This is a genomic window from Pseudomonas sp. LF-5 (genome assembly GCF_037626295.1).
In the GTDB taxonomy this organism is placed as follows: Bacteria; Pseudomonadota; Gammaproteobacteria; order Pseudomonadales; family Pseudomonadaceae; genus Aquipseudomonas; species Aquipseudomonas monsensis.
Window position 1 is genome coordinate 334,915 of record NZ_JARKMT010000002.1, and the last position, 23,707, is coordinate 358,621.

At 62.0% G+C, this 23,707-nt stretch carries 22 protein-coding genes and 1 riboswitch; of the genes, 7 read left to right on the forward strand and 15 right to left on the reverse strand.

The annotated features are described in order from the left end of the window. Positions 1 to 9 precede the first annotated feature (9 nt). From uca to PseuLF5_RS08715, 6 genes are all read right to left on the reverse strand, one after another. Positions 10 to 3,642, reverse strand: coding sequence for an urea carboxylase (uca, locus tag PseuLF5_RS08690; RefSeq protein ID WP_340133362.1), 3,633 nt, complete (start codon positions 3,640 to 3,642; stop codon positions 10 to 12). Between the two features lie 280 nt (positions 3,643 to 3,922). Beyond that, positions 3,923 to 4,564 carry an urea amidolyase associated protein UAAP2 gene (locus tag PseuLF5_RS08695; protein WP_123465435.1) on the reverse strand — a complete coding sequence of 214 codons (642 nt, stop codon included), beginning with the start codon at positions 4,562 to 4,564 and terminating at the stop codon, positions 3,923 to 3,925. Between the two features lie 11 nt (positions 4,565 to 4,575). Continuing rightward, positions 4,576 to 5,301 (reverse strand): urea amidolyase associated protein UAAP1, encoded by a 726-nt coding sequence (locus PseuLF5_RS08700; protein WP_322374972.1) that lies wholly within the window; start codon positions 5,299 to 5,301, stop codon positions 4,576 to 4,578. Between the two features lie 25 nt (positions 5,302 to 5,326). Beyond that, the gene (locus PseuLF5_RS08705; RefSeq protein ID WP_340133363.1) at positions 5,327 to 6,115 is read right to left on the reverse strand and encodes an ABC transporter ATP-binding protein; all 789 of its coding nucleotides are present in this window, start codon (positions 6,113 to 6,115) and stop codon (positions 5,327 to 5,329) included. Next, positions 6,112 to 6,927 (reverse strand): ABC transporter permease, encoded by an 816-nt coding sequence (locus tag PseuLF5_RS08710; RefSeq protein ID WP_007911459.1) that lies wholly within the window; start codon positions 6,925 to 6,927, stop codon positions 6,112 to 6,114. The genes PseuLF5_RS08705 and PseuLF5_RS08710 overlap by 4 nt, the downstream gene beginning before the upstream one ends. Positions 6,928 to 6,945: 18 nt before the next feature. Beyond that, positions 6,946 to 8,013 (reverse strand): putative urea ABC transporter substrate-binding protein, encoded by a 1,068-nt coding sequence (locus PseuLF5_RS08715; protein WP_340133364.1) that lies wholly within the window; start codon positions 8,011 to 8,013, stop codon positions 6,946 to 6,948. Between the two features lie 63 nt (positions 8,014 to 8,076). Next, a riboswitch (guanidine-I (ykkC/yxkD leader) is annotated at positions 8,077 to 8,177 on the reverse strand. A 282-nt stretch (positions 8,178 to 8,459) separates the two neighbouring features. On the opposite strand from PseuLF5_RS08715, the gene PseuLF5_RS08720 reads away from it, so the two are divergent. Then, positions 8,460 to 8,723 (forward strand): hypothetical protein, encoded by a 264-nt coding sequence (locus PseuLF5_RS08720; protein WP_123465994.1) that lies wholly within the window; start codon positions 8,460 to 8,462, stop codon positions 8,721 to 8,723. Positions 8,724 to 8,902: 179 nt separating this feature from the next. Beyond that, on the forward strand, positions 8,903 to 9,310 hold the full coding sequence (locus PseuLF5_RS08725; RefSeq protein ID WP_186744573.1) for a hypothetical protein: 408 nt from the start codon (positions 8,903 to 8,905) through the stop codon (positions 9,308 to 9,310). A gap of 67 nt (positions 9,311 to 9,377) precedes the next feature. Here PseuLF5_RS08725 and PseuLF5_RS08730 read toward each other — a convergent pair whose 3' ends face one another. Next, positions 9,378 to 10,490 (reverse strand): enoyl-CoA hydratase/isomerase family protein, encoded by a 1,113-nt coding sequence (locus PseuLF5_RS08730; protein ID WP_336346980.1) that lies wholly within the window; start codon positions 10,488 to 10,490, stop codon positions 9,378 to 9,380. A gap of 132 nt (positions 10,491 to 10,622) precedes the next feature. Between PseuLF5_RS08730 and ung the strand changes: the two genes are divergently transcribed. Next, positions 10,623 to 11,315, forward strand: coding sequence for a uracil-DNA glycosylase (gene ung, locus PseuLF5_RS08735; RefSeq protein WP_340133365.1), 693 nt, complete (start codon positions 10,623 to 10,625; stop codon positions 11,313 to 11,315). A 125-nt stretch (positions 11,316 to 11,440) separates the two neighbouring features. Here ung and PseuLF5_RS08740 read toward each other — a convergent pair whose 3' ends face one another. The 5 genes from PseuLF5_RS08740 to PseuLF5_RS08760 are packed head-to-tail and all read right to left on the reverse strand — an operon-like array spanning position 11,441 to position 16,808. After that, positions 11,441 to 12,475, reverse strand: a complete 1,035-nt coding sequence (locus PseuLF5_RS08740; protein WP_186744582.1) for an AbrB family transcriptional regulator — start codon at positions 12,473 to 12,475, stop codon at positions 11,441 to 11,443. Then, entirely contained in the window at positions 12,468 to 13,982 is a 1,515-nt protein-coding gene (locus PseuLF5_RS08745) for a tripartite tricarboxylate transporter permease (protein ID WP_186744584.1), read from the reverse strand. The genes PseuLF5_RS08740 and PseuLF5_RS08745 overlap by 8 nt, the downstream gene beginning before the upstream one ends. A gap of 1 nt (position 13,983) precedes the next feature. Then, on the reverse strand, positions 13,984 to 14,442 hold the full coding sequence (locus PseuLF5_RS08750; protein ID WP_340133366.1) for a tripartite tricarboxylate transporter TctB family protein: 459 nt from the start codon (positions 14,440 to 14,442) through the stop codon (positions 13,984 to 13,986). 56 nt (positions 14,443 to 14,498) lie between these two features. Then, on the reverse strand, positions 14,499 to 15,476 hold the full coding sequence (locus PseuLF5_RS08755) for a Bug family tripartite tricarboxylate transporter substrate binding protein (RefSeq protein WP_128615220.1): 978 nt from the start codon (positions 15,474 to 15,476) through the stop codon (positions 14,499 to 14,501). A gap of 39 nt (positions 15,477 to 15,515) precedes the next feature. Then, positions 15,516 to 16,808 (reverse strand): OprD family porin, encoded by a 1,293-nt coding sequence (locus PseuLF5_RS08760; RefSeq protein ID WP_340133367.1) that lies wholly within the window; start codon positions 16,806 to 16,808, stop codon positions 15,516 to 15,518. Positions 16,809 to 17,044: 236 nt separating this feature from the next. Here PseuLF5_RS08760 and PseuLF5_RS08765 point away from each other — a divergent pair, with 236 nt between their 5' ends. Next, positions 17,045 to 17,716: a response regulator gene (locus tag PseuLF5_RS08765; RefSeq protein ID WP_034153139.1), complete on the forward strand. Its 672-nt coding sequence runs from the start codon at positions 17,045 to 17,047 to the stop codon at positions 17,714 to 17,716. Beyond that, positions 17,709 to 19,094 (forward strand): sensor histidine kinase, encoded by a 1,386-nt coding sequence (locus PseuLF5_RS08770; protein WP_123465455.1) that lies wholly within the window; start codon positions 17,709 to 17,711, stop codon positions 19,092 to 19,094. The genes PseuLF5_RS08765 and PseuLF5_RS08770 overlap by 8 nt, the downstream gene beginning before the upstream one ends. A 108-nt stretch (positions 19,095 to 19,202) precedes the next feature. Here PseuLF5_RS08770 and PseuLF5_RS08775 read toward each other — a convergent pair whose 3' ends face one another. Then, a complete protein-coding gene (locus tag PseuLF5_RS08775; protein WP_123465457.1) occupies positions 19,203 to 20,024 on the reverse strand; it encodes an HDOD domain-containing protein in 822 nt (273 codons plus the stop codon). A 36-nt stretch (positions 20,025 to 20,060) separates the two neighbouring features. Then, on the reverse strand, positions 20,061 to 21,002 hold the full coding sequence (gene ygfZ, locus PseuLF5_RS08780; protein ID WP_267804418.1) for a CAF17-like 4Fe-4S cluster assembly/insertion protein YgfZ: 942 nt from the start codon (positions 21,000 to 21,002) through the stop codon (positions 20,061 to 20,063). A 150-nt stretch (positions 21,003 to 21,152) separates the two neighbouring features. Between ygfZ and PseuLF5_RS08785 the strand changes: the two genes are divergently transcribed. Both PseuLF5_RS08785 and PseuLF5_RS08790 read left to right on the forward strand, forming a co-directional pair. Next, the gene (locus tag PseuLF5_RS08785; protein ID WP_095049216.1) at positions 21,153 to 21,407 is read left to right on the forward strand and encodes an FAD assembly factor SdhE; all 255 of its coding nucleotides are present in this window, start codon (positions 21,153 to 21,155) and stop codon (positions 21,405 to 21,407) included. Continuing rightward, on the forward strand, positions 21,391 to 21,843 hold the full coding sequence (locus tag PseuLF5_RS08790; RefSeq protein WP_340133368.1) for a protein YgfX: 453 nt from the start codon (positions 21,391 to 21,393) through the stop codon (positions 21,841 to 21,843). Before PseuLF5_RS08785 ends, PseuLF5_RS08790 begins: the two co-directional genes overlap by 17 nt. Here the strand turns inward: PseuLF5_RS08790 and nadB are convergent. Next, a complete protein-coding gene (gene nadB / locus PseuLF5_RS08795; protein WP_340133369.1) occupies positions 21,812 to 23,428 on the reverse strand; it encodes an L-aspartate oxidase in 1,617 nt (538 codons plus the stop codon). The two genes, PseuLF5_RS08790 and nadB, sit on opposite strands and share 32 nt — an antisense overlap. Positions 23,429 to 23,707 lie beyond the last annotated feature (279 nt).

Consider the following 23,707-nt stretch of genomic DNA (forward strand, 5'->3'; position numbering starts at 1 on the left):
CAATTGGCTTCAGTCGAGTTCGAGTACCACGAGCCGTTGCCCGGCGCGCACCGCCGAACCGGGCTGCACGCGAATCTCGCGCACCACCCCGGCCATCGGCGCGAGTACCGGGATTTCCATCTTCATCGACTCGAGAATCACCAGCGCATCACCTGCCGCAACGCGGCTGCCGGCCTCGACCTGCACCTGCCAGAGGTTGCCGGCAATGTGGCTGTCGACGCTGTGTTCACCGTCGACCAACGGCGAATCCTCGCTGCACGGCGCCAGGGCTTCTTCGCTGTCGAAATGTGCCTGGCCACTGGTGATCCAGCGTTCGCGCTCGGCATTGAAGGCGCCCTGTTGCTGAGCCCGAAACGCGCTGATGCTCTCGGCTTCACGGTTGAGAAACGCCTGATAATCGGCAAGGTTGAGCTGGCTGTGTTCGATGTTGAGTTCGAAGCGCCCGAGCGGAAAATCCCGGCGGATACGCAGCAACTCGTCGGCGCTGACCGGGTAGAACCGGATCTGGTCGAAGAAGCGCAGCAGCCACGGTTTGCCATCGAACGCGGCGACTTCACGATAGCGATTCCACATCTGCAACGTGCGCCCGACAAACTGATAACCGCCGGGGCCCTCCATGCCGTACACGCACAGGTAGGCGCCGCCGATGCCCACCGAATTCTCCGCAGTCCAGGTGCGTGCCGGGTTGTATTTGGTGGTCACCAGACGATGGCGCGGGTCCAGCGGGGTCGCCACCGGGGCGCCGAGGTAAACGTCGCCAAGGCCCATCACCAGATAGCTTGCGTCGAACACTGTGCGCTGCACGTCGTCGAGGTTCGGCAGGTCGTTGATGCGGCGGATGAACTCCAGATTGCTCGGGCACCACGGCGCGTCCTTGCGCACGGTGGTCATGTATTTTTCGATGGCCAACTGGCAGGCCGGATCGTCCCAGGACAGCGGCAAATGCACGATGCGCGACGGCACTTGCAGATCGTTGGCCGCACACACCGCGTCCCATTCGCCGGCGATGATGCCGAGCAGATCGGCCAGTGGCAGTTGCTCGGGCTGGTAGTGGATTTGCAGCGAGCGAATGCCGGGCGTGAGGTCGATCACGCCGTGCAGGGTTTTGCTTTCCAGCGCTTGCATGAGCGCGTGGGCGCGGAAGCGCAGGACGAGATTGAGTTCAGGCTCGCCGATTTCCAGGAGTAAATGAGTGTCGCCAGAAACCCGCCCGACAAGCCGCCTGTCACCCTGACCCAACGTCAGCACCACAGGCGACACAATTCCCTGTGGGAGCTGGCTTGCCAGCGATGAAGTTGATGCGGTGTCTGGATGGGCCCCATCGCTGGCAAGCCAGCTCCCACAGGTATCCCACTGGCAGGCCAGGTTGCGGGCGTTTGAGAGAGAGACAGGGATGAACTGGATTTTATCGCCCGCCTTGAGCTGCCCCAGTTGCCAAAGGTCCGCCTCGATCACCGTCACCGGGCAGACAAACCCGCCAAGGCTCGGGCCGTCCGGGCCGAGGATCACCGGCATGTCACCGGTAAAGTCCACTGCACCGATTGCATACGGATTGTCGTGAATGTTCGATGGATGCAACCCGGCTTCACCGCCATCGGCGCGCACCCACTCCGGCTTCGGCCCGATCAGACGCACACCGGTGCGGCTGGAGTTGAAATGCACTTCCCACAAGGTGGTGAAGAACGTGCCGATGTAGTTTTCGGTGAAGTATTCCGGCGCGCCGTGCGGGCCGTAAATCACCCGGATCTGCCGCACCGCTGGCAACGTGGTGATGTGCTGTTCGGCCAGTTGTTGCCCGGCGCTGCGATCGGTCAGCGCAGGCAGGTGCAACACATCCCCGGCACGCAATGCCCGACCACCATGGCCACCAAACTGGCCGAGGGTGAAAGTGCTTTTGCTGCCCAGATAATCCGGCATCTGCAAGCCACCGCGCAGGCACAGGTAACTGCGTGCTCCGGCGCCGCTGATGCTGCCCAGATGCAGTGTCGCGCCCGCCGGGATCAGCAGGGCGGTATTCATTGGCGCGCTTTCCCCCTCAAGCGTCAGGCCAATCGGCGCACCGGTCACCGCGATCACCGCTTCACAGTTGAAGCGCAGCAGCGGCCCGCTCATGGTTATTTCCAGTGCAGCCGCGCCTTCAGCGTTGCCGAGCAGGCGATTGCCCAGGCGCAGGGCGCGACTGTCCATCGGCCCCGACGGCGGCACACCGACGGCCCAGTAACCGAGGCGACCGGGGTAGTCCTGCACGCTGGTTTGCGTGCCGGCGCCGAGCACTTCGAAAGTGTTGGCGCGGTAGACCAGATGCTCCAGGCAACGGGTCCACGGCTCACCGCTGGCAAACGGCGTATCGAGGAGAATCTGCCGCAGGTAATCGCGGTTGGTTTCCACGCCATACAACAGACTGTCGCCCAATGCTTGATGCAGCTCGGCACGCGCCTGTTCACGGGTCGGCGCCCAGGTGATGACTTTGGCAAGCATCGGATCGAAGTAGGGCGGGATCTCGCAGCCGGCTTCGACCCAGGTATCAATGCGCAGTTGGATGCCGTTGGCCGGCGGGAATGCCACTGCCGTCAGCAAGCCCGGACTCGGCTGGAAATCGCGCCCCGGATCTTCCGCATACAGCCGCGCCTGAATCGCATGGCCTTCGGGTTTCAGCGCGCCATACAACGTGCTCAGCGGCGGCAGATCACCGGCCGCCAGTTCGATCATCCAGCGTACCAGGTCGACGCCCCAGACCTGTTCGGTGACGCCATGCTCCACCTGCAGCCGTGTGTTCACTTCGAGAAAATAGAAGCGCTGCGCCTCGCTGTCGAAGACGAATTCCACGGTGCCGGCGCTGCGGTAGTTCACCGCTTGCGCCAGTTTGATCGCCGCCGCGCACAGCGCTTCGGCCATGCCGTCCGGCAGGTTCGGTGCCGGGGTTTCTTCAAGGACTTTCTGGTTGCGCCGTTGCACCGAGCAGTCGCGTACGCCGAGGGCGATGACCTCACCGCGACCGTCGCCGAACACCTGTACCTCCAAGTGCCGGGCGCGCTGGATGTACTTCTCGATGAACACTCCGGCGTCGCTGAAATTGTTCTGGCCGAGGCGTTTCACCGCTTCGAACGACTCGCTCAGTTCGCTGGCATTGCGACACACACGCATGCCGATGCCGCCACCGCCGGCGGTGCTTTTCAGCATCACCGGATAGCCCACCTGTTCGCCAGCGATCAGCGCGGCGTCGAGGCTGTCGAGCAGCTCGGTGCCTTCGAGCATCGGCACACCATGCTGTTTGGCCAGCGCGCGGGCGGTGTGCTTGAGACCGAACACCCGCAGTTGTTCGGCTGTAGGGCCGATGAACGCGATGCCGTGCGCTTCGCAGGCCTCGGCGAAGGCGGCGTTCTCGGACAGGAAGCCGTAACCGGGATGAATGGCAGTCGCGCCGCTGGCCGTGGCAATGGCGAGGATTTTGTCGACCGCCAGATAAGTGCCGGCGGCGGCCCCTTCACCGAGGCTGTGGGCTTCAGCGGCGTGCAGGATATGCAGGCTGGCGGCATCGGCTTCGGAATACACGGCGACGCCTTGCACTTGCAAGTCACGCAGCGTGCGCAGGATGCGGCAGGCGATGGCGCCCCGGTTGGCGATGAGGATTTTTTCGAACATGGCATAACCCCTGAAGGGGAAGCGGGCCGTCCCGCCGTTTTTCGACAGACATCCGGGCCGTCCCGGATGAAAAAAACATTTACTTCAAATCACTACAGGTCCCTGTGGGAGCTGGCTTGCCAGCGATGACGCCGGCACTACCAACATCAATGGTGACTGACACACCGCTATCGCTGGCAAGCCAGCTCCCACAAGGTTTAGGGGTGTTTGGGGGATTTCAGGCACTGCCCGGAACGCGCCTGGCACAGTGCGAAAAGCCAACGGCGCAATCGGCTCATGGTCAGTTCCATACCAGCAGCTGCGCAGGTGTCGGGTTGTAGGCGTTGCACGGGTTGTTCAATTGCGGGCAGTTGGAAATCAGCACGATCACATCCATCTCCGCACGCAAATCGACGTACTTGCCCGGTGCCGAAATCCCGTCCTCGAAGGTCAGCCCGCCATCCGCCGTCACCGGCACATTCATGAAGAAATTGATGTTCGGCCCGATGTCACCTTTGCCTAGCCGCCCGTCGTGGACGCAGGCGCGCAGGTAGTTGTCGCGGCAGCTGTGCATGTAGCGTTTTTCCAGGGCGTAGCGCACGGTGTTGCTCTCTTGTGCGCAGGCGCCGCCGAGGGTGTCGTGGCGCCCGCAGGTGTCGGCGACGATGGTCAGCATCGCGTGGCCGAGATTGGAATACAGCACGCTGCCGGTGCTCAGGTAGACGCTGTTTTGCCGACGCAAGGTGCGTTGCACGTCGTAGCGCTCCTTGGGATTGGCGAGGCTGTAGAACAAGGTGTCGATGGCCTGATTGCCTTCCAGGTCGAGGATGCGCAGGGTCTGGCCGGCCTTGACCTCCATCAGCCAGGGTTCACCGGCCGGGATCGTGGCGCGGTACACCGCTGTGTCGGGTTGTTTTTGCGAAGTGGCGATAGCAACGGACATGGCAGCGATCCTCAGGCGAACAAACGGTCGGTGTTGATAAAGCCGCGCTCGTTCTCCGGGCGCGAGGTGCGGCAGTGTTCGGCGACGCTGGCGTCGGCGTTCATCCAGCTCAGCTTCAAGGGTTTTGGCGCGTATTCCGGTGCCGGATCCATCGGGTGTTGCAGGGCGGTGAGCACCACCAGCGTGTCCATCGGCGCGTACAACTCGATGTAGTCGCCGGCCCTGGAGTTGCCCTCGACGAAGTGGAAGCGCCCGGCGTCATCGACGTTCACGCGGCTGAACAGGTTGAGGGTCATCAGCAGGTCGGACAGGCCCAGCCCCCACTTGCCCAGTTCCACCAGCAGGTTGTCGGTGCCGTTGCGGAAGAAGCCGTTGCGCAGTTCCTGGTAACGGCCCTGGCCGTATTTCTCGGCCACTTCCTCGGCGCAGAGCACGCCGCCGAGGCTGTCGCTCCAGCCGCAGGTGTCGGCGGTGATCGCGGCCAGTACGCGGCCCATGTCCGAATACAGGCAATGGCCGGCGGTCAGCTTGGCGGTGTGTTGGCATTTGAGGCTGTCGGGCAGGTTCAGCCGTTCGGTTTTTTCGTTGGCGTTAAGCAGGGTCAGGCTGACGTTGGCGCCGCCGCGCAGATCGGTCAGGCGCAGCAATTGGCCGCGCTTCAACACGAAGGAACGGTGGCCGCCACCGGGGAGCATTTCTTCGGCAAACGGTGGGAACAGTTGGGTCGAATCGGTCATCGGCTTATTCATTGAAGAAGTCCTCTCAAGCGGTGCGAAGGGCGCCTGCCAGTGGCAACGGCAGGGCGTCGACGGCGGCGCGTTGGGCGCGGCGGTCGCTGTTCAAAGGGATGTCGTAGGTGATGCGCGCGCCATAGGCGCCGGGGGCGTGCGGGTCGAGGCGAACCTTGTCGAACACCAGCAGCCGGGTGCCGAGGCTGAAACCTTCGGACAGGTCATGGGTGACCATGAACACCGTCAGTTTCGTCTCGCGCCACAACTCCAGCAGCAAGGCGTGCATGTCCTTGCGGATGCCCGGATCGAGCGCGCCAAACGGTTCGTCCAGCAGCAACACCCGCGGCTTCATGATCAGCGCCTGGGCAATTGCCAGCCGTTGCTGCATGCCGCCGGACAGCTGCGCCGGGTATTTGTCGAGCGCATGGCCGAGGCCGACTTTGTCGAGCAATGCCGCGGCCTGTTCGCGCGCCTCACGTTTGGCGCTGCCGAACAACCGACCGAACAACGGCGAGCAAGGCAGTTCAAGGCCGAGGGCGACGTTGTCGAGCACGCTCAAATGCGGGAACACCGAGTAGCGCTGGAACACCACACCACGGCTGGCATCCGGTTCGTTGGCCAGTGGCTGGCCGTCGAGCAGGATCGTGCCGCGACTGGCGGTTTCCTGCCCCAGCAGCAGGCGCAGGAAGGTCGATTTGCCGCAACCGGAGGCACCGACCAGGGTGCAGAATTCACCCTCGTTGACGCTCAGGTTCAAGCCTTCGAGCACGACCTGATCGGCGTATTGCTGCCAGACGTTTTTGACTGTGATGAAGCTCATTTGGCCGCCCCCTCATACCAAGGGAATGCGCGGCGGGTCAGGTATTTCAGGCCCCAATCCATCAGCCAGGCGAGGAGGGTGATCCACACCACGTACGGCAGGATCACGTCCATCGCCAGATAACGCCGGACCAGAAAGATCCGGTAGCCGAGACCGTCGGTGGAAGCGATCGCCTCGGCGGCAATCAGGAACAGCCACGCCGAGCCGAGCATCAGCCGCAGCGAGATCAGCAAACGCGGCAGCAGTTGCGGCAGCACCACGCGCAGCATCAGCGTCCAGGTCGAGGCGCCGAGGGTCTGCGCCTTGATCAGCAGTTCGACGGGGATTTCCCGGGCGCGCTGTTCCAGATCCCGGGCGAGGGCCGGAGTGATGCCGATCACGATCAGCATGACTTTCGACAACTCACCCAGACCGAAAACGATGAACAGGATCGGCAGGATCGCCAGCGGCGGCACCATCGACAGCACCGTCAGCAACGGCGACAACGGTGCGCCGAACAACGGCAAGGTGCCGGCAGCGATGCCCAGGCACAGCCCGGCCAGCGCAGCGATGCCGAGGCCGATGGCCAGACGCCGCAGGCTGGAGGCCGTGTCTTGCCACAACAGGTAATCACCGGTGCGGCTGTCGGCATTGAAGGCCAGACGCTTTACCGCGTCGCTCATCTGTACCGCGCTGGGCAGCAGTTTGTCGTTGGGGTTGTCGGCCAGGCGCTCGGCCGAGCCCATGAAGTAGGCGAACAGCACCAGGGCGAACGGCAGGATCACCAACAGCAGGCGACTCGGGCGATCCGGGTGGCGATTGATCAGGCGCATGGCCAAATCCTCCGTGGCTTACAGCTTGGCGTCGGCGGCCATCTGCACGTAGGTCGGATCGAAACGCAGCTTGAGGTTGCCGGTGTCGCCGCTGGTCACGCCGTTGGCGAAGGCCATGCCGACCGCGCTGGTGTCCTTCGCGCCTTCACCGAGCAGGCCGTGCTGGAACGAGAACTCGGCGACCTTGCGCATGGTTTCCGGCAGTTGTTTGCTGGTGGCGAAGCTCAGGGCTTCCTTCGGTGTGGCGAACAGTCGGGTGGTGTCCAGTTGTGCCTGGAATCCGCCCAGATCAGTGCCCGAGGCCTTGGCCATGTGCTCCAGCGCAGCCTTGCTAGCAGCGTTCTTGGCGTTCATCAACTCGACCACTTCGAACCACGCACCGGTCAGCGCTTTGCCCAGCGCCGGGTTGTCTTTGAGGGTGGCGCTATTGACCACCATCATGTCCATGATCTCGCCGGGGATCTGGCTGGAGTTGAACACTTCGGTCACGCCCGGCTTGGCCTTGATGTCCGAGAGCATCGGGTTCCAGGTGGTCACGGCTTTGACTTGCGCGGTGTTGAAGGCAGCGGAAATGTCGGCGTCGGAGGTGTTGACCACTTTCAGGTCTTTTTCGGTCAGGTCGACCGAGTCCAGCGCGCGGGCCAGCAGGTAGTGCGAGACCGACAGTTCGACCAGATTGACGTCCATGCCCTTGAGGTCGGCGACTGTCTTGCCTTCACCTTTGAGGACGATGCCGTCATTACCGTTGGAGAAGTCGCTGACGATCAGTGCGGTGCTGTCGACGCCGCCGGCGGCGGGAATGGTCAACGCATCCATGTTGGTCATGGTGCAGCCGTCGAACTGGCCGGCGGTGTACTGGTTGATCGATTCGACGTAGTCATTGAGTTGCACGACGTCGATCTTGATTCCGTATTTCTTCGCCCATTTGTCGACGATGCCCTGGCTGCCGGCGTATTCCCACGGCATCCAGCCGGCGTAGATCGTCCAGCACACGCTGAAGTGGTCTTTCTGGGCGGCGGGGGATTGCGTGCTGATGAGCGCGGCGAACGCAGCGGCGAGCAGGGCGGGCAAACGTAGTCGGGACATGGTGGGTTCTCCAGTTGATCAAGGGCGGACAGGAAGGCAACGCGGCACCGCGAACGGTGGCTTGTCTCCCGGGCTTTTGTCCCGCCGTGTAACCTCAACTGGAGGTCGCCAACTCTCGGACCAGCCACTCGCGAGTGCGAGCCGGAACCCTAGTCAGCCATTGCAAATTGTGGTGCCGCGAACCTGTGATGACTCCTGCACGGGTTTGCTAAAGCGAGAGGCGTGCCAAGTCGCGTCAGGCGCTCTGGCGCGGGCTCACGGCGTGGATCATCGCTGATGCGCAGCGGAGCGGCGCTTTGTGTTGGTGCGCGACTGCACCGTGATGCAGCGTGTCTGCCGCTGATCTGGTGCTGATGCACCGTTGGCACTCGGCCCTGATTTGTCAGTCAAACCAGATGTCAGCCGGTCTGTGCCGACTGCTGTCGCAGGTCTTTCAGGAGGCCGCCATGCTTATTCAGAAAACGTTGCGTCGGGTGCTGCTGGGAGCGGTGCTCGGTCTGGGCTTATCCGGCTGTTATTACTACGCCGGCCCTTACGATGCTTACCCTTCTACTTACTACTCTCCGGGCTATTACTCGCCTTATTACTACGGCGGTTATTACGGTCCGCGCTACTACGGCGGCGGGCGCTACTACTACGGTGGCCACGGCTATCGGGGCGGCTATGGACGGGGTTATCACGGCGGTGGGTACCACGGTGGTCACCATTGATCAGTCGCTGAATGACAGCGTTTTCCAAATGAACAGGATTTCATCAATCACTTGTTTCAACTTGTTGCAGGGACGCACCAGATGCCGAAAACGCTGTCTGATTTCTCGTCAGTCACCGAATAAACGACTGACGCCTGCCAGCGTCGCTGGCGAGGCTACCCGCGGTCCAGGAGGCCGCCATGTATAGACGAATTCTTCTGCTTGCTGCGTTGATGTTTTCCGTTGCCGGTTGCGTCCCGTACTCTTACGCGGACTCGTATTACAGCTCAGAGGTCTACACGTCACCCGCACCGGCCTACTACAACACGGGCGGCACCTATTACCGCGGTGGCAGCACGTATTACGCGCAGCCTCGCTACTACCAGCCAGCCCCGCGGTATTACCAGCAACCGCGTTATTACCAATCGGCGCCGCGCTACTACCAACCGGCACCACGTTATTACGAAAGTCGTCGCTGGCACGACAATGATCGCGGGCGCTGGGATGGCCACCGTCGCGGCGGTTGGGATAACGATCACCGCGGTCGTGGCAACTATGACCGACACAGTGGACGCGGTGACCACAACGGACGTGGCAATCGCTGGTAATCACCCGCAAATGAAAAGCGGCGCTTAAAGCGCCGCTTTTTTTGTACCCGGATTTTGTCCTGGACACTCAATACTGCGTCAGATCCGCCAACGGATGGCGCCCCTCCCAGACCTTGTGAAAGTGCGCCTCGACCACCGCATCCGGCACGCTGCTGACGTCCGGCCAATGCCAGTGCGGCTTCTGATCCTTGTCGATCAACCGCGCCCTGACGCCTTCGCTGAATTCCGGATGTCGGCAGCAATTGAGGCTCAGGGTGTATTCCATCTGAAAGACTTCCGCCAGCGACAGGTGCCGGGCGCGGCGGATCTGCTCCCAGACCAGATGCGCGGTCAGCGGTGAACCTTCGCTCAGGGTTTTCGCCGCTCGGGCGATCAGCGGATCGTGGCTGTCGCGTTGCAGGCTGATGGCTTTCCAGGCGCAGGTTACGTCGCTCACGTCCAGTAACTCATCAATCTGCTGCCGACGCGGCAACCACTGTGCTTCAGGCATTTGCGCCACGGCTTCCTGCTGCAAGGCCTTGAGCAGACTGTTGAGCTGCATGTCGGTCTGTTCCTGCCAATTCAGTTGCAGCAAGCCTTCGATCAGCTCCGGTTGCTGTTCGTCGAGCAGGAAGCGGTCGGCCAGATCCAGGTCAATCGCATCGCGGCCGTTCATCTGCGCGCCGGTCAGGCCGAGGAACAAACCGAGCTTGCCCGGCAGGCGCGCGAGAAACCAACTGGCGCCGACATCCGGATACAGACCGATGGTGATTTCCGGCATCGCCAGACGGCTGCTCGGCGTGACGATCCGCGTACTCGCGCCTTGCAGCAGGCCCATGCCGCCGCCCAGCACGTAACCGTGGCCCCAGCCGATCAACGGTTTCGGGTAGGTGTGCAGGCTGTAATCCAGGCGGTATTCCGCCGCGAAAAACTGTGCGGCCAGCGGCGGTACTTCGCCAGGGTGGGCGCGACAGGCTTCGACCAGACTGCGCACCTCGCCGCCGGCGCAGAATGCCTTTGCGCCATTGCCGCGCAGCAGTACGCAGACGATTTGCGGATCCTTGGCCCAGGCGTTCAATTTGTCGCTCAGGGCGTTGATCATCGGCAGCGACAGCGCGTTCAGGGATTTTTCAGCATCCAGGCTGGCGATACCGAGGCGGGCACCGTCGGTGCCGGTGAGTTCTTCGAAGTGCAGATTCATCGTGACCTCGATCGGGAATTTGAACGATCAGTATGATCGTTGTGTGGGAAAGTGCCGGATCTGCGTCAGATCAATTGACAAGCGTGGTCGGCTTTCCTAGGGTTCGCCCCATTGTTTTTGCCGGGTATGACCATGACTGCTGACGACCGTATCAAACTCGAACCGAGCTGGAAGGATGCACTGCGTGCTGAATTCGACCAGCCTTACATGGCAGAGTTGCGCAACTTTCTGCAGCAGGAGCGGGCGGCCGGCAAGGAGATCTATCCGCCGGGACCGCTGATTTTCAATGCGCTGAATTCGACGCCGCTGGATAAAGTCAAAGTGGTGATCCTCGGCCAGGACCCGTATCACGGCCCGGGTCAGGCCCACGGCTTGTGCTTCTCGGTGCAACCGGGCGTGCCGGCGCCACCGTCGCTGGTCAACATCTATAAAGAGTTGAAACGCGACCTGAACATCGACATCCCCAACCATGGTTACCTGCAGAGTTGGGCCGATCAGGGCGTGTTGATGCTCAATACCACCATGACCGTCGAGCGTGCCAACGCCAATGCGCACAAGGACAGGGGCTGGCAGTTTTTCACCGACCGGATCATTGAACTGGTCAGCGAGCGCCAGCCGCATCTGGTGTTCATGCTCTGGGGCGCCCATGCGCAGAGCAAGCAGAAGCTGATTGATGCAACCAAACATCTGGTACTGACGTCGGTGCATCCGTCGCCGTTGTCGGCGTATCGTGGCTTCCTGGGCTGCGGGCACTTCAGCCGGACCAACAAGTTTCTTGAGCAGAATGGCGAGACGCCGATCGAGTGGCGGCTTCCTCCGATCTGATGGCGGTCTGAAGGGCCCCATCGCTGGCAAGCCAGCTCCCACAGGTTTTTGGGGGGTGCCCATAGTCTGTGGCAGCCACAAGAACTTGTGGGAGCTGGCTTGCCAGCGATGAAGTCGACTCGGTGCTACTCGGGATTACGGTTCCAGTACTTGAACAACGGCTCCGCCAGAAACAGCACAAACAACAGCCGCATCACCTGCATTGCCGTCACCAGCGGCACCGACAATTGCAGGGTTTCCGCCGTCAGGCTCATCTCGGCAATGCCGCCGGGCATCATGCCCAGGGTCAGCGAGCGCAAATCCAGGTGGGTCAGCGCACTCAAGCCCAATGCGGCCAACGTGGCGATCAACATGGTCAGTGCCGTGCCGATCAAGGTACGGCCCATGAACGACGGTGCACGGCGGAAGAACTGCCGGTTGAAGTGGCAACCCAGACCGCTGCCGATCAGCCACTGGCCAATCTGACTGCCGCCATTGGGCAAACCGATGTGCAGGTCCCAGCCAATGCTCACCGCCGCACTCACCAGCAACGGCCCGAACAGCCACGGGTTGGGTTGACGCAGACGTTGCCAGAGCCACGCGAGCAGGGCGCCCGCCGGGAACAGAATCGCCAGCCAGCGCCAGTCGACGCTGCCGGCGTGAGCGATCGGCGTGCCATCGCCGAGCAGGTACTTGAACGCGGCCGGCACACACAGCACCACCACCAGTACCCGCAGACTCTGCCCCGCCGCGACATGGCTGAGCATCGCGCCATTGCGCGCGCCGAGGTTGACCATCTCTCCGGAACCGCCGGGCATGCTGGAGAAGAATGCCGTGGCGCGATCTTCGCCGGTGCGGCGCATCAGCCAGACGCCGACCACCGCCGACAGACTGGTGACCAGCGCACCGAAGAAGATCAGACCGAAATGACTGAGTACCTGCTCCATCACCACCGGGGTGAAGTGCAGGCCGATACCGATGCCGACGATCCATTGGCCGCATTTGCGGCCTCCGGGGATTTCCGTGAGCTGCCAGGGCGTCAGGCAGCGCACCAGGATGATCGCCAGCAACGAGCCGACCATCCAAGGTAGCGGCCAGCCGATCTGACTGGCGAGATAACCGCCGAGCAGACCGACCAGCGGGGTGCCCCACCAGGATTTGAGCGCGGAGCGATCAAACATCGGCAATGGCGCGTTGCGCAGCCGCGCGCTTGCGCCAGATACGGATGATCGGCATCAACAGCATGATCCCCGTCAACACCCAGCAGCCGACGGTGATCGGGCTCGACCAGAGGATTTCCAGCGCACCGTTGGAGATCGACAGGGCGCGACGCAGGTTCTGCTCCATCAGTTCGCCAAGGATGAACCCCAGCAGCAGCGGCGACAGCGGGAAGTCCAGCTTGCGCAGTATGTAGCCGAAGATGCCGATACCGATCATCAGGAACAGGTCGAACGTGGTGGCGTGCACCGCGTAGACGCCAATCCCGGTGATGATCGCGATGACCGGCACCAGAGCCCAGTTCGGCACGGCGAGAATGCGGGTGAAGATGCGGATCATCGGGATGTTGAGGATCACCAGCATGATGTTGGCAATGAACAGCGACGCGATCAGGCCCCAGACGATGTCCGGTTGTTGCTGGAACAGCAGCGGGCCCGGGGTGATGTTGTACAGCGACAGGGCGCCGATCATCACCGCCGTGGTACCTGAGCCGGGAACGCCGAGGGTCAGCATCGGTACCAGAGCGCCGCAGGCTGCGCCGCCGATCGCGGTTTCTGGCGCGGCGAGGCCACGGGCATCCCCTTCACCGAACTTGCCGCTGGCGCCGGCCAGACGTTTCTCGGTCATATAGGCCACGGCACTGGCGAGCGTCGCGCCGGCACCCGGCAACACGCCCATGATGAAGCCCAGTACGCCGCAACGGACGTTGACTGCGAACACCGACGCCGCTTCCTTGAAGTTGAACATCATCCGGCCGGTGGCTTTCACCGCTTCCTGGCCGTGGTGGGTTTTTTCCAGCAGCAGGAGAATTTCGCTGATCGAGAACAGGCCCAACACCAGCACCACGAACTGAATGCCGTCGGTCAGGTGAATGTTGTCGCCGGTAAAGCGGTACACACCGCTGTTGGCATCAATGCCGACCGTTGACAGGAACAGACCGATCAACGCCGCAATGAATGTTTTCAGCGGACGGTCACCGGCCATGCCGCCGAGACAGACGATCGCGAACACCATCAGCACAAAATATTCCGCCGGGCCAAAAGCAATCGCCCATTTCGCCAGCAACGGTGCGAAGAGGACCATGCCGCAGGTGGCGATGAACGCGCCAATGAACGAACTCCACGCCGACAGTGACAGCGCCACACCGGCCAGGCCTTTGCGGGCCATCGGGTAGCCGTCGAGGGTGGTCATCACGGTGGAGGCTTCGCCCGGAATGTTCAGCAGGATCGAACTGATCCGGCCGCCGTATTCGCAGCCCAGGTACACCGCCGCCAGCAGGATCAGTGCCGATTCCGGTGGCAGGCCGAGGGCAAATGCGATCGGGATCAGCAACGCCACGCCGTTGATCGGGCCCAGGCCCGGTAACAGGCCGACGACGGTGCCGATCAGCGTGCCGCACAGCGCGGTCACCAGGTTGTATGGGCTCAGCGCGACGCCGAAACCCTGACCCAAATAGCCAAGAGTATCCATATCAGTTCTCCAGAACGCTGAGCAGGCCAAGGGGCAGCGGAACGTCCATCAAACGGTCGAACAACAGGTAAAGACCGATGGCCATCAGGCTGATGATCACCACGCTCGGCAACCAGCGGCCGCCGTACAGGCGAGCCATCGGAACGCCGGTGATGATGCTGGCGATAATGAAACCCAGCGGTTCGAACGTGCCGGCGAACACCAGCAGCAGGACGACGCAGATCGCGATCTTGATCAGGGTTTCGCGATCCAGAGGCGGCTCGTCTTCACTGTGTTTGATCGGTGCCGGGCGGAACACCATGTACAGCAGCGCCAAGCCCATCAGGCCGAGCATCAGCAGAGGGAAGGCGCGCGGGCCGACCGGTTCGTAGGAAAAGGCCGCCTGGTACGGCCACGCCATCAGGGCCAGGCCGGCACAGACCAGCAACAGCACCGAGGCGAAAATGCGTTGAATAAGCATGGGAGCTCCTGTGCCGCGTCCCCGCAACAGGGAACGCAGCCGCTAGACAGAGGCGATCACTGGATCAGGCCGAACTCTTTGGCCAGCACTTTGTAGTCCGCGACCTGCTTCTTCACGTAGGTGTCCAGTTCCGGGCCGGTCATGGCGAACGGGAACAGTTCACGCTGATCGCGCAGCTTGGCGAAATCCTCGGAGGCCAGCAGTTTGTCGAACGCGTCTTTCCACCAGGCGTAGTCTTCGTCGCTGACTTTCGGCCCGAGGTAGAAACCGCGCACCACTGGCCAGACGATGTCGTAGCCTTGCTCGCGAGCGGTCGGAATGTCTTTCATTTCCGGCTCGTCGAGGCGCTTGTCGGCGAACACCGCGAGCAGGCGCATGTCGCCGCTCTGGATGTGCGGCATGGAGTCGGAGATGTCGGTACTGCCGACTTGAATGTGACCGCCGAGCAGGGCGGTGGCGATTTCGCCGCCGCCTTCGAGGGCCACGTAACGCAGGTCGCGCGGGTTGATGCCGGCAGCCTTGGCGATCAGTGCGGTTTGCATCCAGTCCTGGCTGCCGACGGTGCCGCCGGAACCGATCACCACCGAGCTTGGATCTTTCTTCAGGGCCTGAACGAGATCGTCGAGGGTCTTGTAGGGCGAATCGCTTTTGACCGCGATGGCGCCGTAGCTGGTGCCGACCGCTGCCAGCCAGCGCACGTTGGTTTCATCGAAACGACCGAACTTGCCCTGCGCCAGGTTGAGCAACGAGCCGCTGGACCACGCCACCAGTGTGCCGGCGTCGGCCGGACGCTGGGCGACCACGGCGTTGTACGCCACCGCGCCGACACCGCCGGGCATGTAGGTCACGCGCATCGGTTTGGTCAGCAGTTTTTCGTTGACCAGCGCGCTTTGCGCCAGTTTGCAGGTCAGGTCGAAACCACCGCCGGGGGAGGCCGGGGCGATGCATTCCGGACGTTTCGGTTCGGCCATGAGTTGGCCGGCGAACAGCATGACGCCAGCGGCTAGAGCAACTTTACGCAGTGATAAGTTCATCTATGTCTCCTTGGGAGTTGTTGTTATGGACGTACTGAATTACCAAAGGGCAACGCTATAGCTCACCAGCAAACGCACTTCGTCTGCATCGCGAGCGGAGTAGTTGGAGCGGTAGGTGGCATTCCTCAAACGCACGGCGACATCCTTCAAGGCGCCGCTTTGTACTACGTATTTGATCTCGGTATTGCGCTCCCACTCTTTGCCTTCTTCGCCGTTCTTGAGCTTGATGTTGTCACCGCTCAGGTAACGACTCATGAAGCTCAGGCCAGGAATGCCGAGTTTGGCGAAGTCAAAGTCGTAGCGCGCCTGCCAGGAGCGTTCTTCAGCGCCGGCGAAGTCGTTGATCTGCACGAAGTTGACCAGGTACGGGTCGCTGCCATCGACATACGGGAAAGCGCTGTCGCCGGACATGTGCTGGTAGCCGGCGCTGAGTTTGTGGCCACTCAGGGCGTAGCTGACCAGACCGTTGAGCGAGCGGTTGTCGATCTTGCCGCCACGGGCCGCGCCCTGATCATCGCTGACCGCAAAGCGCAGGTCGGTGGCAAACGTACCGGGGCCCATCGGACGCGAGGCGACCAGGCCGAAGAAGTGCTGGTTGTAGACTTCGTCGAGTTGGGCGAAATGGTAACTGCCGGTGATCTTGTCGGTGAACTTGTAATCGACGCCGCCAAAATCGAAATGCTTGCCGACCGCAGTGCCGGCGAAGCGGCTGTTCTTGTTGTTGAGGGCAATGTCCTCGAAGTCGGTGCTGTCACGGTCCTTGGCTTTTTCCAGGCGGCCACCGGTGAACGTCAGGTTCTTGATTTCTTTAGAGGTCAGCAGGCCGCCTTCAAAGGTCTGCGGCAGGATGCGCCCGTCGTTCGGCTTGAGGATCGGCAGCTCAGGAATCAGGCTGCCGACTTTCAGTTCAGTGGCAGAGATTTTCATTTTCCCGGTCAGGCCGACCTTGGAGTATTCGTTGGCGGCGCGCCCGTCATCGTGGGTCGGCAGCAGGCCGGTGCCGGTGCGGTCCGGGCTCGAATCGAGTTTGACGCCCAGCATGCCCAACACATCGACACCGAACCCCACGGTGCCGTCGGTGTAACCCGACTGCAGGTTGAGCATGAACCCTTGTGCCCATTCATCCCGCTTGCTTTGCTGGGCACTGGTGCCGTCGCGAAAGTCGCGGTTGAAGTACATGTTGCGGGTTTCGAAAGTGGCGGAACTGTCTTCGATAAAGTCGGCGTAGCTCAGCGGCGAAAAACCGGCGAGGGCGGCGGCACTGGCGAGGGTGGCGTGGCTGAAGCGGGAAGGGCGAACAGGCGTGGACGCCTGAGGCTGCACGGACTGCATGCGGGTGTACTCCGTTTATTGTTCTTATTGGTCGAAAACGCTTCGTGGCGTTTTTCTTTGCGCTGTGTGGCATCAGCGACGGCAGTCGGGACTGTCCGTAGCACGACTCTAACGGGCTAACCTTTCACTAACCTTTCAGCTGGCTTTCACGGTTTTCGGGCTTCACAGCGGCGGTGGCGGCTGTAAACTCCGCGGCAAAGCGTGGCGTCGGCCATCCCTGAACGAGGTAAAAAACCATGCGTGTTCTGCTCGTCGAAGACCATCTGCAACTGGCCGAAAGTGTCGCTCAGGCGCTCAAGAGCACCGGTCTGACCGTGGATGTGTTGCACGATGGCGTGGCCGCCGATCTGGCGCTGGGCAGCGAGGAATACGCGGTCGCGATCCTTGATGTCGGCCTGCCACGCATGGACGGTTTTGAAGTGCTGGCGCGTTTGCGGGCACGCGGGAAAAATCTCCCGGTGCTGATGCTGACGGCGCGCAGCGATGTGAAGGATCGCGTGCACGGGTTGAATCTAGGCGCTGACGATTACCTGGCCAAACCGTTCGAACTGACGGAACTGGAAGCACGGGTCAAAGCCCTGTTGCGGCGCAGTGTGCTCGGCGGCGAGCGGCAACAGCGCTGCGGTGTGCTGGCCTATGACCTCGACACCCGGCGGTTCACCCTCGGCGAAGAGTTGCTCACGCTGACCTCCCGCGAGCAGGCCGTGCTGGAGGCCCTGATCGCCCGGCCGGGCAGGGTGATGAGCAAGGAACAATTGGCCGCGCAGGTGTTTGGCCTTGATGAAGAGGCCAGCCCCGATGCCATCGAAATCTATGTGCACCGGTTGCGCAAGAAACTCGACGGCCAACCGGTGGCTATCGTGACCTTCCGTGGCCTCGGCTACTTGCTGGAAAGCCGCGATGCATAAGCCCAGCAGCCTGCGCTGGCGGTTACTGTGGAACCTCGCGTTGCTGCTGGTGGTGCTGATGCTCGCCAGCGGCTTGAGTGCTTACTGGAATGGTCGCGAAGCCGCCGACACAGCGTATGACCGCACATTGCTGGCTTCGGCGCGCACTATCGCGGCGGGCTTGTCGCAACGCGACGGCACCCTGAGTGCCGATGTGCCTTACGTGGCGCTCGACACGTTTGCTTACGACAGCGCCGGACGGATTTACTACCAGGTCAATGACATCCATCAGAAGCTGATTTCCGGTTATGAAAACCTGCCAGGCCCGCCGCCCGGCACCCCCAGAACCGATGATTATCCGGCTCTGGCGCGCTTCTATAACGCGACCTACCGCGGGCAGAACGTGCGTGTGGTCAGCCTGTTGAAAGCGGTCACCGAGCCGAACATGAATGGCATGGCGGAAATCCGCGTGGCCGAAACCGACGAAGCCCGGGTCAGCATGGCCCGCAGTCTGGCGGCCGACACTTTGTTGCGCCTGGGCATGCTGGCGATCGGTGCGTTGCTGTTGGTGTGGTTTGCGGTCAGTGCCGCGTTGCGTCCACTGGAGCGTTTGCGCACCGCGGTGGAGGAGCGCCAACCCGACGATTTGCGTCCTCTGCCATTGGTGGAAGTGCAGCATGAACTGTGGCCGCTGGTGCGCGGCCTCAATCATTTCACCGAGCGCCTGCGGGGCCAGTTCGAACGGCAGGCGCAGTTTATCGCCGATGCCGCCCACGAATTGCGCACGCCGCTGGCGGCGTTGAAGGCGCGGCTGGAACTGGGCCTGCGCTCGAATGATCCGCAAACCTGGCACAGCACGCTGGAGTCGTCAGCGCAAAGCACTGACCGTCTGACCCATCTGGCCAATCAATTGCTGTCGCTGGCGCGGGTCGAAAACGGCGCGCGGGCGATTGCCGAGGGCGGTGCGCAGTTGCTCGATCTGAGCCAGTTGGCCCGCGAGTTGGGCATGGCCATGGCACCGCTGGCGCACAAACGCGGGGTGGCGCTGGCGCTGGAGGCGGATGAACCGGTGTGGCTGCGCGGTGAGCCGACGCTGCTGAATGAATTGCTGAGCAATCTGGTGGACAACGCACTGGCCCACACGCCGCCGGGCGGTAATGTGATTTTGCGGGTGACGGCGCCAGCGGTGCTTGAGGTCGAGGATGACGGACCGGGGATCCCGCTGCAGGAGCGCGATCGAGTGTTCGAGCGCTTCTACCGGCGCAATCAGCAGGTGGCCGGTTCAGGGCTGGGGCTGGCGATTGTCGGGGAAATCTGTCGCGCGCACCTGGCGCAGATCACGCTACATGATGGCGAGCAGGCGGGGCTTAAAGTGCGGGTCAGTTTTATTGCCGGCTGAGTTGCCGTGGTTTGTCATGACTTCTTCGCGAACCAGCCGGCTCCCACAGACGAATGCTGTCTCCTGTGGGCGCGGGTTTGCTCGCGAAGGGGGCGTCTCGGTTTCGGATCAGTAAAACATCGTCCGCGATTCTTCCAGATCCGCGCACAGCGCCTCGTTCTCCGGATCAATCCCCAACTTGCGAAATGCCGGAACGCTGAGCGGATCAATCCGCCCAAACGGATGGTCGGTGTCCTTGTGGCAGTACAGGCTCGCCACTTGCACCAGATCGACATAGTCGATGGTCGTCGAATCGCGCTTGAAGTCCTGATAGCGCCCCGGCAATTCCACCAGCCGTTCCGGAAACTCCCAGACACGCAGCAACTTGTCGCCCAGCAGCGGGTGAATGTGATCAATCACATGGTTGAGGCTGACAGGATCTGACAGCAGTTCGTAATGGTCTTCGGCGTAGGTCAGAATCGGCAGTACGCCGATCTGATGCACCAGCCCGCCCAACGCGGCCTGATCGGGCTTGAGCTGGGTGTAGCGCCGACACAGCGCGTAGCTGACACCGGCGATCTCCAGACTCTTGCGCCAGACTTCACGCATCTTCTGTTCAACCACCTCAGAGCGGGCGTGGAAGATTTGCTCCATCACCAGCCCGATTGCCAGGTTGCTGCTGTAGTTGATACCCAGGCGGGTAATGGCGGTGTGCAGGTCGGTGACTTCCTGTGCAGCCCGCAGCAGGGGGCTGTTGACCACTTTGATCAGGCGCGCCGACAGCGCCGTGTCTCGGCCGATCACTTTGCTCAGGTCGCTGACGCTGATTTCCGGGTCTTCAGCGGCCTTGCGAATCTGCAGGGCCACTTCCGGCAACGTTGGCAGAACCAGGTCATCGTTATCGATGGCCTCAACCAAATCCTGTTGGACCTTTTCCGCCAGTTCGCTCATTTAAACTCTCTAGGGTGTTGCAACCAAACGCTGCGATCAGCGCTGGATTTCGCGGTCGCGATCCAGTTCGTAGGGCAAATCGAGCAAATGCAGGGCGGGCCCTTCGAGGCTGCCCACATGCAGGTCGCCCGCTTCGGCAGCTTCGGCCTGCAGCACCGCCAGTAGTTCAATGTTTTGCCCGGCGTGGGCAGCCAGCACCACTTCACCGATGGAGCTGTTGTGGCTCGGTGCGAACAGCGGGGTGCCAGGCTCTGGCAATTGGGCAGTGTCGAGGCTCAGTCGATACAGACGGCGCTTGAGTTTGCCCAGGTACTGCATGCGCGCGACGATTTCCTGGCCGGTGTAGCAGCCTTTCTTGAAACTTACGCCGCCGACGGCTTGCAGGTTGAGCATTTGCGGGATGAACAGCTCGCGGGTGGTCGACATGACCTGGCCGATACCGGCGCGGATCTGGCCCAGCAGCCATTGATTCAGCCCGGCTTCGGGCAGGGCTGCGGCCAGTCTGGCTTTGCTCGCATCGGCCTGATCGGCCGGCGCCCAGAGTTCGGCGCGCTGCGGCGAGACGCGAATGGCGATTAATCCTTCGTTGCGCACGACGCTGTCGGTTTCGGCTGGCAGATCGAGGCCGAGGCTGGTCAGGGCGGTATCGCCATGCTCCAGGCCAAAGCGCACCCAGGCCGCGCTTTCGTCGGTGAGTTTCGATTTGGAGAACACCGCGTACTTTTTCAGGTCCGCCAGTTGCGGCTCCAGCAGCTCGCTGGCCATCGCCAGCACCACGCCGTCACCCTCGAGCAGGATGCGGAAGCTCGACTGCATCCGGCCTTTCTGCGTGCAGCGGGCGCCGAGGCTGGCCCGGGTGTCGCTCAGGTAATTGATATTGCAGGTCAGTTGGCCTTGCAGGAATTTTCCGGCATCCGCGCCGCGAACCGCGAGAACGCCTTCATGAGACAGGGTGCAGAAAAAAGCAGAATCGGCCATGGGTCATCGCAGGGTAAATAGACTGGGGCACATCATAAGGGCGCGTTGTTGAAATGGGTAGTTGATAAAGGATTGGTGGTGCCCGACCAAAGCCGACTGTGCGGCCCGTGCCGGGCCTGTATACTTGCCGGCAAATTTGAGGAGGGCCCCATGGTAGAACAAGTTGAACTGAATCGCCTCTTTTGGCACAGCCGCCGCGGCATGCTTGAGCTAGACGTGTTGCTGGTGCCGTTCGTGAAAGAGGTTTATGCCGATCTGAACGAGGTCGATCGCGCATTGTACGTTCGCCTGCTGGAGTGTGAGGATCAGGACATGTTCGGCTGGTTCATGGAGCGCAGCGAGTCTGAAGATCCTGAGCTGCAGCGCATGGTTCGCATGATTCTGGACCGTGTTCAGCCCAAGTAACTCGTTCGAATGCCGCTGGCACGCCTCAAGGCAGTTGCTGGCGGTGTATCTGTTGGCCCAGGCGTTCGCACTGGGTACCTTGTTTCTGCTTTCGATTCCGCTCTGGGCAAGTGTGCTCGGGGCTTTCGCCTGTCTTGCGCACGCTTTTCGGGTACTGCCACGGCAAGTTCTGCTGAGCCATCCAAGGGCGTTTCGAGGGTTGCGTCGGGATGCCGATGGCTGGCAACTGTGGAATCAGGCCGATGGCTGGCAGGCTGTCCAACTGCGTCCGGACAGCCTGGCGCTGCCACTGATCGTGGTACTGCGCTTTCGTTTGCGTGGGGAATGGCGGGTCAGATCGGTCTGCGTACCGCGTGACTCGCAGGCGGCGGACTTGCACCGACGCCTGCGGGTCCGGCTCAAGTTCAGCCGACGTAGGTGGGCGGCACCAGAATAGTGTCGAGCGCCTCGGGCAGAAGGTCGGGATAGTCGAGGGTGTAATGCAGGCCGCGACTTTCCTTGCGCTCCATCGCTGAGCTGATCATCAGTTCGGCGACCTGGGCCAGGTTGCGCAGCTCGATCAGGTCGCGGCTGACTTTGTAATTGCTGTAGAACTCGTCGATTTCGTCCAGCAGCAGGCGCACACGGTGCTGAGCCCGTTGCAGGCGCTTGTTGGTGCGCACGATACCGACGTAGTCCCACATGAACCGCCGCAATTCGTCCCAGTTGTGCGCGATGATCACGTCCTCATCCGAATCGGTCACCTGGCTGGCGTCCCACACGGGCAGGGCGCTTGGCGCGGCGACATCATTCAGTTGCGCAACGATGTCGGCTGCAGCCGAGCGCGCATACACGAAACATTCGAGCAGCGAGTTGCTGGCCATGCGGTTGGCACCGTGCAAACCGGTGAAGCTGGTTTCGCCAATGGCGTACAGGCCCGTGACGTCGGTGCGGCCATTCTGGTCGACCATCACCCCGCCGCAGGTGTAGTGCGCGGCGGGTACGACGGGGATCGGCTGCTTCGTCATGTCGATGCCGAAGCCGAGGCAGCGCTCGTAGACGGTCGGGAAGTGGCTCTTGATGAAGGCCTCGGGCTTGTGGCTGATGTCGAGGTAGACGCAGTCGATACCCAGGCGCTTCATTTCATGGTCGATGGCCCGGGCGACGATGTCCCGTGGAGCCAGTTCGGCGCGCTTGTCGAAGCGGTGCATGAAGCGCTCGCCGTTCGGTAATTTCAAATGCGCGCCTTCGCCACGCAAGGCCTCGGTGATCAGAAAACTCTTGGCCTGCGGGTGATACAGGCAGGTGGGGTGGAACTGGTTGAATTCCAGGTTCGCCACCCGGCAGCCGGAACGCCAGGCCATGGCAATGCCATCCCCGCAGGCGCCATCGGGGTTGCTGGTATAGAGGTAGACCTTGGCGGCGCCCCCCGAGGCGAGGATCACGAAGCGGGCGCCGTAGGTATCGACCTCGCCGGTGGCCCGGTTGAGCACGTAGGCACCCAGGCAACGGTCGCCATCCAGTCCCAGACGGCGCTTGGTGATCAGATCGACGGCAACCCGCTGCTCGAGCAATTCGATGTTGGAACGTTCCCTCGCCTGGGCCAGCAGGGTTTTGAAAATGGCTGCACCGGTCGCGTCGGCCGCGTGGATGATGCGCCGATGGCTGTGGCCGCCTTCGCGGGTCAGGTGGAATTCGAATCCGCCGTCTTCGGTGCCGGACTGTTCATCGCGGGTGAACGGCACGCCTTGGTCGATCAGCCACTGGATCGCTTCACGGCTGTGCTCGACAGTGAACCGGACGGCATCTTCATGGCACAGACCGCCGCCGGCATTGAGGGTGTCATCAACGTGGGATTCGACAGTATCGGTATCGTCGAGCACGGCGGCGACGCCGCCCTGGGCCCAATAGGTTGAACCGTTGGCGAGATCGCCCTTGCTCAATACGGCAATGCGCAAATGACCCGGCAGGGTCAGCGCGAGACTCAAACCGGCAGCACCGCTGCCAATGACCAGAACATCGTGTTGGAACTGTTGGCTCATTTCAGGATTCCGCTCAAAGCGACCCGGATCGGGGTTGGCGCAAGACAGCTGGGTCGGCGAGTCAAGGCAGCCACACAGCCCACTAGTATATAGAGGGGTGGGGCGGCACAATAGCCGCGCCGATATGGCATTGTGAAACTACTGTGACGAAAAAAGCCGGGTGCTTCGTCGGAAGTTTTTTTCGCCGGGTTCGCGAAAAGACGACTGTATCGGCGTTGAAACAGGATTTTTCAGCGCAGGGTTGCCCAATGTCGGATCGGTCCGGCTATAAATAATTGG

What these genes read in the sequence shown, in the direction of transcription:
- uca (WP_340133362.1), bottom strand. Translation starts at nt 3,642, where the DNA reads ATGTTCGAAAAAATCCTCATCGCCAACCGGGGCGCCATCGCCTGCCGC.
- PseuLF5_RS08695 (WP_123465435.1), bottom strand. Translation starts at nt 4,564, where the DNA reads ATGTCCGTTGCTATCGCCACTTCGCAAAAACAACCCGACACAGCGGTG.
- PseuLF5_RS08700 (WP_322374972.1), bottom strand. Translation starts at nt 5,301, where the DNA reads ATGACCGATTCGACCCAACTGTTCCCACCGTTTGCCGAAGAAATGCTC.
- PseuLF5_RS08705 (WP_340133363.1), bottom strand. Translation starts at nt 6,115, where the DNA reads ATGAGCTTCATCACAGTCAAAAACGTCTGGCAGCAATACGCCGATCAG.
- PseuLF5_RS08710 (WP_007911459.1), bottom strand. Translation starts at nt 6,927, where the DNA reads ATGCGCCTGATCAATCGCCACCCGGATCGCCCGAGTCGCCTGCTGTTG.
- PseuLF5_RS08715 (WP_340133364.1), bottom strand. Translation starts at nt 8,013, where the DNA reads ATGTCCCGACTACGTTTGCCCGCCCTGCTCGCCGCTGCGTTCGCCGCG.
- PseuLF5_RS08720 (WP_123465994.1), top strand. Translation starts at nt 8,460, where the DNA reads ATGCTTATTCAGAAAACGTTGCGTCGGGTGCTGCTGGGAGCGGTGCTC.
- PseuLF5_RS08725 (WP_186744573.1), top strand. Translation starts at nt 8,903, where the DNA reads ATGTATAGACGAATTCTTCTGCTTGCTGCGTTGATGTTTTCCGTTGCC.
- PseuLF5_RS08730 (WP_336346980.1), bottom strand. Translation starts at nt 10,490, where the DNA reads ATGAATCTGCACTTCGAAGAACTCACCGGCACCGACGGTGCCCGCCTC.
- ung (WP_340133365.1), top strand. Translation starts at nt 10,623, where the DNA reads ATGACTGCTGACGACCGTATCAAACTCGAACCGAGCTGGAAGGATGCA.
- PseuLF5_RS08740 (WP_186744582.1), bottom strand. Translation starts at nt 12,475, where the DNA reads ATGTTTGATCGCTCCGCGCTCAAATCCTGGTGGGGCACCCCGCTGGTC.
- PseuLF5_RS08745 (WP_186744584.1), bottom strand. Translation starts at nt 13,982, where the DNA reads ATGGATACTCTTGGCTATTTGGGTCAGGGTTTCGGCGTCGCGCTGAGC.
- PseuLF5_RS08750 (WP_340133366.1), bottom strand. Translation starts at nt 14,442, where the DNA reads ATGCTTATTCAACGCATTTTCGCCTCGGTGCTGTTGCTGGTCTGTGCC.
- PseuLF5_RS08755 (WP_128615220.1), bottom strand. Translation starts at nt 15,476, where the DNA reads ATGAACTTATCACTGCGTAAAGTTGCTCTAGCCGCTGGCGTCATGCTG.
- PseuLF5_RS08760 (WP_340133367.1), bottom strand. Translation starts at nt 16,808, where the DNA reads ATGCAGTCCGTGCAGCCTCAGGCGTCCACGCCTGTTCGCCCTTCCCGC.
- PseuLF5_RS08765 (WP_034153139.1), top strand. Translation starts at nt 17,045, where the DNA reads ATGCGTGTTCTGCTCGTCGAAGACCATCTGCAACTGGCCGAAAGTGTC.
- PseuLF5_RS08770 (WP_123465455.1), top strand. Translation starts at nt 17,709, where the DNA reads ATGCATAAGCCCAGCAGCCTGCGCTGGCGGTTACTGTGGAACCTCGCG.
- PseuLF5_RS08775 (WP_123465457.1), bottom strand. Translation starts at nt 20,024, where the DNA reads ATGAGCGAACTGGCGGAAAAGGTCCAACAGGATTTGGTTGAGGCCATC.
- ygfZ (WP_267804418.1), bottom strand. Translation starts at nt 21,002, where the DNA reads ATGGCCGATTCTGCTTTTTTCTGCACCCTGTCTCATGAAGGCGTTCTC.
- PseuLF5_RS08785 (WP_095049216.1), top strand. Translation starts at nt 21,153, where the DNA reads ATGGTAGAACAAGTTGAACTGAATCGCCTCTTTTGGCACAGCCGCCGC.
- nadB (WP_340133369.1), bottom strand. Translation starts at nt 23,428, where the DNA reads ATGAGCCAACAGTTCCAACACGATGTTCTGGTCATTGGCAGCGGTGCT.